Raw genomic sequence first — 12,295 nt, 5'->3', positions numbered from 1 at the left:
GATTATGAATCCCCTCCTACTGAAAGCAACTCATTAATAATTCTTTTCACTTCATGTCTTTCACCTGATAATACGAGCATATCGCCAGCTTCAATGATAGAATCTGGGCCTGGATTAAAGAACTTCTTCATATTCTTTTTCAAAATGGCAATAATCGTTACGTTATATGTGTTTCGAACATGTAAACTACCAATTGTTTTTTGTACAACTGGTGCATTATTTTCCACCTTAAACCACTCAATTGATAATCCCTCAAAAGCCATTTCAATCGTATCTAAAGCTTGTGGCCTATATACCATTCCGCCCAATATAGCTGCAATTTGTCTCGCTTCAGAATCACGAAGAGAGACGCTTGAAATACTCTCTTCATGATCAGCATCAAAATGGTACATTTCTCTTCGGCCATCATCATGAATAACGATAACCATCTTTTCATTACCTTTTGTAATCACTTCAAACTTACATCCAATACCCGGCAGTTCACTCTCTCTAATATTCATATTTTCCGCCTCCTAATTTTTTAGTTACGGCTTTTATAAATCGACATCAATCTCCGTTTTAAAGCTCTCATCCTTTGAGATACCTAAATACTTTAGTGTCTCTGATGGAGTCGCGTGATGAAAATGTTTTTGCAATAGCGCAATCGCTATCCCTCTTTTGTACGCATGAAATCCGAACGTTTTTCGCATTGAATTCGTTCCGATTTTACCAACAACTCCAACTGCTTCTGCAGCATTATGAATTACACGATACGCTTGTTGGCGCGTAATTGAATTTGGCGTTTTATTAGATTGAAATACGTAATTTTCTCTTTTAACGCCAATAGATTGTACGTAATCTAAAAGCGCTTCTTTTACTTTTGTATTTAAATAAATATCTTGTTTAAATTTTTCATCTTTCACAGGAAGAGCATAAAACTCTTTAACAGTCCCGTCTTCATTTAATACATCTTCAAATTTCATGCTAAGTAGTTCTGTAATTTTTAATCCTGTGTTAATTCCAATAACAAATAAAAGATAATCTCGCTGGGAGTGCTCTTTTAAATATTTTTTCATAGCCTCAATTTGGCTTATATCTTTTAATGCCTCTACAACTTCCATACATGTATTCTCCTCATCTTATGAACGGTAATTTTCTCATTATGTTGTCCATTTTACCTTATCATGCTATGAGATTTCCATGTGTTATCCATTATTTTCACAATATACTCAGGTGGTTCTGAAAACTTTCAATGTGGAAACTTACGATTGTATAAATACGTTGCGGTAAAAAAATGTGGGGATAAAAGTTCAGCTTCTTTCTACAGATTGGATTCCTCCTTTCCTTATACAGCTACTTCTACTTTTATATTACGTTACTTACTTACATTATATTATACATTTCAGTAACATTAAAGTATTTTTTCTGAAAATAATAAAAACCGAGCGTTTTTGCTCGGTTTTTATTATTAATCTTCTTTCGGAAGAACAATTCCTTTATACAATTGAACTGTAATGAAGTAATAAATCGCATAAATAACTACGAAAATTACAATTGGTACCCAAATACGGAAGTACGGATCGATTAAAATAAATCCGAAAATATTCATACCAACTAATACGTGAGCGATACCCACAATTGCTGGGAATAAGAATACTAAGAATAGCTCTTTATAAATCGATTTCGTTAGTAACTCACGGCGCACACCGATTTTACGCAGCATTTGATAACGCGTAATATCTTTTGATGCACCAGAAAGAATTTTAAACATAAGGCAGCTTGCCATCATTGCTAAGAACGCAATTCCAAGGAAGAACCCCATAAATACTGTTCCACTCGCAATGCCATAGAACCCACTATAAGCTTGATATTTACTATCCATTTGTTCAACTTTTACATTTTTATATTTATCTAGCTGCAACTCGTCAAGTTTTTTCCATTCTTTTTTATATGTTAAAAAATCATCTGTTTTTCCGATAAATGCTATACCTTCTTTACCATTTATCCCATCGTACATTTTTTGATCTACAATTTTAATTGCATGATCATTGTATAAATAATATGGATGGATTGTACTAAAAGCATCTGTCCATTCCGCTGAAAGTTCTTTAGTATTCGCATCTTTTTGATTCATCTCTCTAGAAACTGCACCTACCGGTAGTTCCTCTGAAACTTTTTTCGTATTTACTAAATCCTTCATAGACTTCATCTTTGCCATATCTTTTACGAAAGGACGATTTTTCTCTAAATCTTCTTTTACATAGTAAACGTATTTATCATCAACTTTATAACGATATTCGCTTTTCTCTTTAAATGTAATACCATCTAAAATTTTCTTTTCTTCAGCTGTTGGATTATGAACTACTGAATCATATATTACTAAACCATCTACCATTTTTATAACGTTATTTTTGAACGCCATACCGCCCGAAATTGCACCAGCTCCAAGTGCAACTAACATTGCCACTGTTGCAAGTACTTTTGTTAAACTATTAATTCGGAAGTTTAATTGTGCAAATGTAAAAGCATTAAGTCCTTTTTCACTACGCTTTTTATTACTTTTTAACTTTTTAATAATGACTGGAAGAAGTGAGCCAAATAGCATGTAAGTACCAGCTGTCGTTGTAATTAATGCAATAAGGATTCCCATCTCTTTTAGTTTTTCCATATAGATCATAGATGCATAACCTATACCTAATAAAATAACAGCAAGGAATGCCACTACAACTGTCTTTTTACCTTTTACTGCAACACGCTCTGTTTGTGCATCTGCATGTACTAGTTGCAATACAGAAATACGTGACAATTTAATACTGTTCATAATTGCTGATAATACAAATAGTGCAAAGAAGAAGATGCAAGTAACAGTCATAGATGGTAGATAAAATGCTTTATACCCTTCACCAGCAAATTCAAGCTGTTTCATTAATAACTGTCCAATACCTTCTGCAAGTCCTACTCCAACTGCAATCCCAATTGCAAGAGACGCAGCACCTAATACGATTGTTTCAATAAACATAAGTAATGTAACTTTATGTTTTTTCGCACCTAACATCATATACATACCGAACTCTTTTTGACGAAGAGATAATAAGAAAGAGTTTGCATATAAAATGTAGAAGAACGTTATAATTGCTAATAAAAATGATCCTGCTTGGAATACGAATCCAATAGATTTAATCACTGAATTAGATTCTAAAAATGCTTTATTCAGTGCTAACGTTTGGAACATGTAAAAAATTGAAATCGACATGACAAGACCGACAAGTAAGACGATATAATCTTTCAGCTTACTTTTCAGCCCCGACATGGAAAGTTTAAATAACATACTGGAACCTCCTTTCTTACGCCTTTTGTGTACCTAAATCTGCAAGTACATCTAAAATTTCTTTGTAGAACTCTTCACGCGTACCACCGCGATGAATTTCTTTATATAGCTCACCATCTTGAATGAATAAAATACGCTGACAGTAACTTGCGCTATATGGATCATGCGTAACCATCATAATCGATACGCCTTGATCTTTATTTAAGTTTGTCATCGCATCAAGTAAACTCGTTGCATTTTTAGAATCAAGCGCTCCTGTTGGCTCGTCCCCTAAAATAATTGCCGGCTCATGCACTAAAGCACGCGCTGCTGCCGAACGTTGCTTTTGCCCACCAGATACTTCAGATGGGTACTTTTGAAGTATTTCTGTAATTCCTAACATATCCGCTACTTTCTCGACTTTTGGTCCAATGTTACGTGATGCGACACCTTGAAGAGAAAGTGGAAGTGCAATGTTTTCATAAATAGATAAGTTCTCTAATAAGTTAAAATCTTGGAAGATAAATCCTAATTTTTGCGAACGGAAATCTGAAAGCTCACCTTGCTTCATTTTTGTAATATCCGTTCCCGCAATTTCAACAACGCCGCCCGTTGCCTTATCTAACGTTGAAATTACATTTAATAATGTCGTTTTACCAGAACCAGATGGTCCCATAATTCCAACAAACTCACCCTCTTGAATTGAGAATGACACACCTTTTAACGCGTGTGATTGGTTCTCACCTTTTTTACCGTACACTTTTTGAACGTTTTTCACGTCTACAACTGGTTTCGTCATATATATCCTCCTACGCTTGTTTTTCCATTACCTATTTTGCGCTTTTTAGAAGTGAACTGCTATTTGTTAACATTACAATTACCTTACACTTTTGTAAGATAGAAAATGGATGCGTGTAAGGTTGGCTTTTCATACTAGTTCACATTTCGACATAGTAAATCGGTAAATGAAATTATATCGGCGATTGTTAAAATATATCAGCGGTTCTTACACTTTTATCAGCGATTTTTCAAATATATCGGCGATTCTTACACTTTTATCAGCGATTACCAAAATATATCGACTTATCGACAAAAGATGACAATAAAAATAGGCTGTTCCGCGAAAGGAACAGCCCACTGATTAAAGTTTCACTTTATTTCTTTAAAGGTGTTACCGTCCAGTACGTAATAACACGCCAAACCCATTCTAATGGACCCATTTTAAAGATTTTCATCCAAATTACACTAAACACAATTTGAATTGCATAAATTGCGATACATACATATAGCGTCTGCATGTATGTTAAGTTACCTGCAAAGTTAAATACACTACCAGCAATTAAAATCATTGCCGTTTGTCCGATATAATTTGTTAAAGCCATACGACCGTAGTATTTCAATGGTGCTAATAATGTTTGAACTGGTTTTAACTGAAGTAATAAAATTAATGCTCCTACATAGAAAGCTGAAATAATTGGCCCAACATTAATACCAATTTTTAGAAACTGGCTTGCAGCATCCATTGTTCCATCTTCATTCATCAATATCATATTTACAAATGGGCCAGCAGGCACGTGTCCATATTGATACCATACAGCTGCCACACTTAAAACAAACATAATGCCTGTAAAAATAGCGACTTGCTTTATGTTTTTTGAAAGATTTTCAAATACACGATATTGTCCTGCAGCAAGTCCTAATAAAATTAAGCCAAGTGGTAATAGTTCTTTAACTCCCATTACACTGAAGGCAATTGTCAAAATAAGTCCTAGTGCTAGGTTCACTTCTTTTTTCGCTTTATAAAACGGCAAAACGATTAACCCACAAATTGCGTATAACGCTAGTGCTTCTCCAGGCTGAAACATTTGATGAATTAAACCAAAAATAAATAATGCAACTACGCGGTGGAAAAATAGAACATATCCATTTTTCCCTTTCGCAATCGCTCTTGTAATGAAGATATAGAATCCCACTCCAAATAAGAATGAGAAAATCGAGAAGAAACGACCTTCTACAAATAAGTATAGAAACCTTTGATAGCTAGCATCTACTGTATTAGGATCTGGAGTTTTAATATTAAGTAGTGCTAAAATATTTACTAAAATAATCCCCAGTAATGCGAAGCCACGAATGTAATCTAACTCATCAATTCGTTTGTTTGTAATATTGTTCCCCATAAAGCAGCTCCTTGTCCAAAATTTAATCCTCCCTTACTCTACTGGAAAAGGACAATTACAACTATCGGCAAACCTTACAGAAATCTTACACTATTGTCATATAGCAAAATAAAACCAGGTCATATTTCGACCTGGTTTACTCTGATTGTTTTGATTTTTGAGGTTGTCCTTTTTTACTATTACGCTGTTTTACTTGAACAATGGGATCAAGTTCATTCGAAAACTCAGCGTTATGTCCATTTTGTGTTTTTTGCTCTGGGTTATTTTGATCTGAACGTTTCGCCATTACATTCACTCCTTATTAGTGCGGTGTAATAATCATTTGATGTTGCAATTGGCGAATTGCCATACGTGCTCTATTTAATTGCTCACGTTGCTCATCATTCGCATGTTGTTGCATCGTTTGTAAATCGTTATACGCTTGTTCTAATTGTAACTGTGCATCTGAATACTCCATCGTATTGTAATGCTCTTGTCTCATGCCTTGTTCTAATTGTTCTTTTGCATATTCCACCGCTTGTTCCGCTTGTGTAATATACGATTCAAGTGATTGACGCTCTGCCATAATTGTCCCTCCTTGCTTCAATTCCCCTTTAGTGTGTCCCTTCCATCTCTACCTTATGAGTATGTTATAATGGATTTTGTTTCATTTTGACTCGGCTTAGGAGGGAAAATAATGAAGGTTCAAAACCCTTTTCCATATACAAACGACAATAAACGTTATCATACATGGAATTACCATTTACGAAATGAATTTGGTGAAAAAATCTTTAAAGTTTCATTAGATGCTGGCTTCGATTGTCCGAACCGTGATGGTACAGTTGCTTACGGTGGTTGTACATTTTGCAGCGCTGCCGGATCTGGCGACTTCGCTGGTGATCGCCGCGATGATGTTATAACACAATATCATGAAATGAAAGAAAAAATGCGCTCAAAGTGGAAAGATGGAAAATGTATCGCTTATTTCCAAGCGTACACAAATACACACGCACCACTTGAAGTGTTAAAAGAAAAATTCGAACCGCTTCTAGCAGAAAAAGATGTTGTCGGTCTTTCTATCGCAACTCGTCCAGATTGTTTACCAGACGATGTCGTTGAATATTTAGCGGACTTAAATAAACGTACGTATCTTTGGGTTGAACTTGGACTACAAACCGTTCATGAACGCACTGCAAACCTTATTAATCGCGCTCACGATTATCCGTCTTACGTGGAAGGCGTAAATAAATTACGTAAGCACGGCATTAGAGTTTGCTCTCATATTATTAACGGTCTTCCACTTGAAGATTACGACATGATGATGGAAACAGCTCGTGAAGTAGCGAAACTTGATGTACAAGGAATTAAAATCCACTTACTTCACTTATTAAAAGGAACGCCAATGGTGAAGCAATATGAAAAAGGACAACTCGAATTCCTTTCTCTTGAGGATTACGTAAGTCTTGTTGTTGACCAACTTGAAATTATTCCAGAAGACGTAATTGTGCACCGTATCACAGGTGACGGCCCACCTGATTTAATGATTGGTCCAATGTGGAGCTTAAATAAATGGGAAGTATTAAATTCCATCGATGCAGAATTTGTACGCCGCGGAAGCTGGCAAGGAAAATATGCAAATGAGGAGAAACAACAATGAAATTAGAACGTGTATTACCGTTTGCTCGCACACTGCTGCAAACGGCTGTTAAAGAAGGCGACTACGCTGTAGATGCAACACTTGGAAATGGTCATGACACTTGCTTCCTAGCTGAAATTGTTGGGGATAGCGGAAAAGTATTTGGATTTGATATTCAAAAAGAAGCGATTGAAAGCTCAACAACTCGTCTAAAAGAAAAAGAACTTTTTGAACGTACTGTTTTAGTTCACGATAGTCACGATACACTTCTATCCGTACTACCAGAAGACGCAAAAGGAAAAGTAACAGGCGCTATCTTCAACTTAGGTTACCTTCCTGGCGGTGACAAGCATATCGTTACAAAACCGAACTCAACAATTTCGGCAATTGAACAATTACTAGAAGTAATGGCACCTGAAGGTATCATCGTCCTCGTCATTTACCACGGACACCCAGAAGGACAAGTAGAACGCGACGCTGTTCTCAAATTTGCAGAAGAGCTAGACCAAAAACAAGCTCACGTACTGCGATATGGCTTCATTAACCAACAAAACAACCCGCCATTTATTGTGGCGATTGAGAAACGATAAAGTGAAACTTTAATCAGTGGGGGGAATCCCCACTGATTATTAGTTGAACCAATCGGGCATTTATGGGCAGTTTATTTCCCAACTAACTTCTTTGCTCCAGGCGAATTTTAAGGTGGGAGTTTTACTGCCCGTTAATGCGGGGTAATATATCAACGATTTTTCAATTATATCTATCGTAACTCGGGATATATAAACGATTTTTTCGATATATCTATCATAACTTACAATATATCAACGATTTCTCGGATATATCGACGATTCGACAAAACATAACAAAAAAAGACGTGCACTCACTGCACGTCTTTTTGTTATTCTCCTATATAATGGATATAAACATTCTTAAAGGAGACGAGACAATGATCGGAATACTAGCAGGAATGGGGCCAAAATCAACTGGACCATTCGTCGATACAGTTGTAGCAGGGTGCCAAACAATATACGGAGCAAAGCATGATATGGACTTTCCTCATATGATGATTTATTCGTGCCCAACACCGTTTTACATGGATCGCCCTATTGATCACGAAGCGATGAAAAAAGCGATTATTGAAGGAGCACAAAAACTTGAAAGTACTGGCGCAAGCTTTATCGCTATGCCGTGCAATACGGCGCATCTTTATTTTGAAGAATTACAGCGTTCTCTTTCTATCCCGATTTTAAATATAGTTGACGAAACGTTACAAGCAATTCCTGAAACTGCAAAAAGAGTCGCTCTTCTTGCAACGGAAGCGACAGTTCAAGCTGGTATTTATCAAGACGGGATTGCAAAACGGAATATAGAATACATTCATTATGAAAAATGGCAAACGATGATTAATCAAATTATTATGTATATTAAAAGCGGAGAAGTTGAAGAAGCTCGCAAATTATGGAGCGCGCTCATTGTGCAGTTGAAGGATGAAGTAGATACCGCAATTATCGCATGTACTGATTTGAATGTTGTGGCTAGTGAGGATTTTGTTGATTCTTCTCAATGTCTTGCGAAAGCGGTTGTTAGGATGTACTTATCAAATATAAAGAGATCTTCATAAACATAGAAAACACTCCTTCTAAAATGTGTTTTATGTTTAATAAAAATCCCACAAACTTTTAACTTTCTTCACAATTCTTTCAAAGTAATCACACTTAATCTCGCTATATTAAATAAGTAGTTATTCATATAGGGAAGGTTAGGGGAACTGAAAGTATGAAAGTAAATCGTTCGCTTCATTACATTTTTTGGCGTTGGCATTTTTATGCTGGGCTTTTTATTACGCCACTTCTTATTACGTTGTCACTGAGCGGAATTGGGTATTTATTTCGAGAGGAAGTTGAAGATTTCATCTATAAAGATTTATATTTTGGGAAGAGCGCTCAAACAGAATCTATTTCGATGGCTGATTCTATTTCGTTAACAGAGAAAAAATATCCACATTATAGTGTGGCGAAAATTAGTGAGTTTAATGGGGATTATAATACGAGACTTACCATTGCAAATGAGTATACTGGACAACAAAAATATGTGTATTTAGATAGTAATAATCAAATTGTTGGGGATCAAAATGCAAGTGAAACGTTTGCCAATATAATGAGGGAATTACATAGTTCTCTTTTAGTTGGTGGCACTGTCGTCAACTATACTGTAGAACTTGCGGCATGCTGGACTATCTTTTTAATCGTGACTGGGTTGTACATGAGTATACGCCAGTTCAAAAACAAACCGGCATCCAATAAGCGAGAAAAAGCAAAACGACGTCATTCTATTATCGGTATTATATTTACAATTCCACTCGTTCTGCTAGTCGCATCTGGATTGCCATGGTCAGGATTTATGGGTAACCAAATTTATAAAATTGCGTCGTCGAATGAATCGCTCGGATATCCGAAATTGTATATGGCGCCGCCTGAATCAAAGGTAAAAGAATTGCCGTGGGCAACAAGAAAAGAAGCTCCGCCTGAATCGAATTCAAATGAACCGAAAGCAATTTCTGTCGATGAATTACAAAAAGGAATTGAAATAAAGAAGCCATATGTTATTTCACTACCAGCTGATCCAAAAGGTGTATTCACCGTTTCGAAATCGAGCGGTTCTGGTATTACAGGTATGCATGTTGCACCAAATGAAGAGATAACAGCTTACTTTGATCAATATAGCGGGGAATTCATTTCAAAAACGGACTATCGTGATTATGGATTACTTGCACAATGGTTCACTTACGGCATCCCGCTTCATGAAGGACATTTATTCGGATGGCCAAATAAAATATTATGCTTACTAACGACATTATCTCTACTACTTCTTATTTATTACGGAGTAAAAATGTGGTTAGCAAGAAAGCCGAAAGGAAAATTAGCAGCACCACCAAAGCAAAGAGATAAGAAAAGCATAATCGTTTTCTTTATCATGATGGTTATACTAGGCGCTGCCATGCCTTTATTCGGACTATCTGTATTAGTGATTTTTGCGATTGAACTTCTTATATATGTATTTTCAAAAATACGATCATAATAAAAAGCATTTGTACACGCGTTGTACAAATGCTTTTTATTTCTCTCTAGATCACTTATCTATCTTCAATGGCATTTTCTTTTTTATTAATAACTTTTTTATCTTTCCAGCCAATAACACACTTCCCACCATTAAAATTAAATCCCCCCAATGTATTCACCACAATTTGTACTTAAAACAAATTGTGTACAGCGATTAATAATAATATAAATCCACTTAAAGCTGTGCTAAATTGTCCTAATGTCCAAGATCCAATTTTTACATTTGCAACTTTTTTTCCTAATTTAACTCCTAACCAAACAGTGAAAAAACTGAATACAGCTGCTGATAATGAAATAGCAAATGGAGATAATTTTAATAAACCTGCACCTAGTCCATTCGTTAGAGCATTCATCGATATAGCAATACCAAGAACAATAGATTCAAAAAAACTAATATTCCCTGATCTATCAAGGTCAGCTTTTTCAGGAGATTTTAAATATCCAGTAATAACATTCGAAACAGATTCATCTTCATCAAGTACTTCTTGATTAGCCTTCTTTTTTTGTGGAATTGTCATTAAAATAATTCGTAAACCAATTACAAACAAAAACAATGTACCAATAACGTCAGATAATGTACCTGGAAAAACTTTTGAAATATATTGCCCAAACAAAATACCCATTTCACTAAAAATAAAAGCAATAATTGCAATTATAAAGTTAGCTAAAAAACCTATTCGAATATTACGAATCCCATAAGATAGCCCTACTCCAAAATTATCTATACTAGAAGATAACGAAAGTAATAAAATGGTAATTAAAGCTACTATAGTCATAATTGTCATACTCCTTTTCACAAAAAACAGCAAGTTATTTTCTGGGTTATTGTATGATAGGTGAAAAAAAGTGTTCCTACTTAAGATGAGGCTACTGAAAAAGCCCACCACCTACTATATACAACAGATCGTGGACCCTTTTTATTTTCTGTATACTGATAAAATACGCCATTTTCAAAATAACAAAAAAGACACTCATAAGAGTGTCTTTAACTAAATTAGTGGTTTTCTTCATCACTGCGCTGTTTTCTTTCGGTACATCTTCCCGTTCCAATAGAAGAATCGTGAAGTGAGGCCTCCGTACTTTACAATGCGCCGTGCCATTTTGTGCATATTCTTTTGTGCTGATACTTTTTGATCTGATAAATAAATACCAAGTAACCCTCTGCTTATGAGACGATGAAACTTCGCATGAGGCAAATCACCAATGCTCTTCTCTGCTTCTTCTACAAAGTGTTTCATCCGATCTAATATCGCTTGCTCGTTTTCGTAATAACTACAGAAATTCAAATCTCCGCCTATACGGTCTTCTTCTTGATCAATGAAATAATCAAGCAAAATATGAAGTCCTTGTACGTAAGGGAAGTATCCTTGTCTAATTTTCGCAATATCTTCATCATGTAATTCATCATGAAATGCATATGCAACAAGACAGAAAATTCCAAGTGTAGAACCGGCACATGCTGAAAATTCAAACCAACTCATCTCAGGTAAGTTTTCTTTATGTGCTTCAAACCAATTTTTCAGTCGCGGCTCTCTTTCTTCTAATTTCACGTGTTTATGAATTTGCAAATCACAATAATAACAAGCAAGTTCATGAAGAACAGGAGCAATTTTGTCATAGTGCTTCGTTTTCTTTAAAACATCTTGGCATGTTTCAACAAGTTCATCTAAATAACCACCATCATCTTGATCATCACGATAACGATAATAATTACCGCCACCTTCTACTTCAGGTGATAATGCCATTAACATCGATTCATGCAGTGCGGCAAAATCATTTGGATCAAGTGATGTACTGCGATCACATAAATTATCTAAATAGTCGCTGATCGTTTGATACGCTACGATAAAACGAATACATTCTTCTCGGTGTTCATTTGCTAGCAGAGCTAAAATGCCACCGCCCTCACAATGAAACGTTTTATGCTCAATACTTGCGATTGCCTGACTATGAAGCTCATCATTCGGAATATGGTAGGCACGCTCTTTCCACATCGCTAGCTCATGGTGTACAACCGGAAACACATCACGGTATACTTTCGCCATGAGCGTTATGGGATTACTCGGTACGTTCACTTCTTCCTTCATCTCCTCTATTA

13 protein-coding genes are annotated in these 12,295 nt (G+C 35.7%); 4 read left to right on the top strand and 9 right to left on the bottom strand.

Annotation, left to right across the window (positions count from 1 at the left end):
• Positions 1-2 precede the first annotated feature (2 nt).
• From QCI79_RS17955 to QCI79_RS17925, 7 genes are all read right to left on the bottom strand, one after another.
• Positions 3-500, bottom strand: coding sequence for a cation:proton antiporter regulatory subunit (locus QCI79_RS17955; protein WP_001026053.1), 498 nt, complete (start codon positions 498-500; stop codon positions 3-5).
• A 33-nt stretch (positions 501-533) separates the two neighbouring features.
• Positions 534-1,100 (bottom strand): tyrosine-type recombinase/integrase, encoded by a 567-nt coding sequence (locus QCI79_RS17950; RefSeq protein WP_000454205.1) that lies wholly within the window; start codon positions 1,098-1,100, stop codon positions 534-536.
• A gap of 347 nt (positions 1,101-1,447) precedes the next feature.
• Positions 1,448-3,307, bottom strand: coding sequence for an FtsX-like permease family protein (locus QCI79_RS17945; RefSeq protein WP_000897800.1), 1,860 nt, complete (start codon positions 3,305-3,307; stop codon positions 1,448-1,450).
• A gap of 16 nt (positions 3,308-3,323) precedes the next feature.
• Positions 3,324-4,085, bottom strand: a complete 762-nt coding sequence (locus QCI79_RS17940; RefSeq protein ID WP_000165837.1) for an ABC transporter ATP-binding protein — start codon at positions 4,083-4,085, stop codon at positions 3,324-3,326.
• 355 nt (positions 4,086-4,440) lie between these two features.
• Positions 4,441-5,463, bottom strand: coding sequence for a DUF418 domain-containing protein (locus tag QCI79_RS17935; RefSeq protein ID WP_021728758.1), 1,023 nt, complete (start codon positions 5,461-5,463; stop codon positions 4,441-4,443).
• Positions 5,464-5,599: 136 nt separating this feature from the next.
• Complete coding sequence (locus QCI79_RS17930; protein WP_001129340.1) at positions 5,600-5,749, bottom strand: hypothetical protein; 150 nt, start codon at positions 5,747-5,749, stop codon at positions 5,600-5,602.
• A 15-nt stretch (positions 5,750-5,764) separates the two neighbouring features.
• Complete coding sequence (locus QCI79_RS17925; RefSeq protein WP_000840871.1) at positions 5,765-6,028, bottom strand: YtzC family protein; 264 nt, start codon at positions 6,026-6,028, stop codon at positions 5,765-5,767.
• Between the two features lie 111 nt (positions 6,029-6,139).
• On the opposite strand from QCI79_RS17925, the gene mnmL reads away from it, so the two are divergent.
• The 4 genes from mnmL to QCI79_RS17905 all read left to right on the top strand — a co-directional run bounded on the left by mnmL (position 6,140) and on the right by QCI79_RS17905 (position 10,156).
• Complete coding sequence (mnmL, locus tag QCI79_RS17920; protein WP_000868034.1) at positions 6,140-7,099, top strand: tRNA modification radical SAM protein MnmL/YtqA; 960 nt, start codon at positions 6,140-6,142, stop codon at positions 7,097-7,099.
• Positions 7,096-7,668: a tRNA 5-(aminomethyl)-2-thiouridylate-methyltransferase MnmM gene (gene mnmM / locus QCI79_RS17915; protein WP_000764497.1), complete on the top strand. Its 573-nt coding sequence runs from the start codon at positions 7,096-7,098 to the stop codon at positions 7,666-7,668. The genes mnmL and mnmM overlap by 4 nt, the downstream gene beginning before the upstream one ends.
• A gap of 356 nt (positions 7,669-8,024) precedes the next feature.
• On the top strand, positions 8,025-8,699 hold the full coding sequence (locus tag QCI79_RS17910; RefSeq protein WP_000579324.1) for an aspartate/glutamate racemase family protein: 675 nt from the start codon (positions 8,025-8,027) through the stop codon (positions 8,697-8,699).
• A 155-nt stretch (positions 8,700-8,854) separates the two neighbouring features.
• Complete coding sequence (locus QCI79_RS17905; RefSeq protein ID WP_000867805.1) at positions 8,855-10,156, top strand: PepSY-associated TM helix domain-containing protein; 1,302 nt, start codon at positions 8,855-8,857, stop codon at positions 10,154-10,156.
• A gap of 172 nt (positions 10,157-10,328) precedes the next feature.
• On the opposite strand, the gene ytaF is transcribed toward QCI79_RS17905, so the two are convergent.
• The gene (ytaF, locus tag QCI79_RS17900; protein ID WP_000156906.1) at positions 10,329-10,973 is read right to left on the bottom strand and encodes a sporulation membrane protein YtaF; all 645 of its coding nucleotides are present in this window, start codon (positions 10,971-10,973) and stop codon (positions 10,329-10,331) included.
• A 234-nt stretch (positions 10,974-11,207) separates the two neighbouring features.
• The gene (locus QCI79_RS17895; RefSeq protein ID WP_001102461.1) at positions 11,208-12,272 is read right to left on the bottom strand and encodes a tetraprenyl-beta-curcumene synthase family protein; all 1,065 of its coding nucleotides are present in this window, start codon (positions 12,270-12,272) and stop codon (positions 11,208-11,210) included.
• Positions 12,273-12,295 lie beyond the last annotated feature (23 nt).

The sequence above is a fragment of the Bacillus cereus group sp. MG1 genome, from assembly GCF_040460035.1.
In the GTDB taxonomy this organism is placed as follows: domain Bacteria; phylum Bacillota; class Bacilli; order Bacillales; family Bacillaceae_G; genus Bacillus_A; species Bacillus_A cereus.
This window is presented reverse-complemented; position numbering and strand designations above follow the sequence as displayed.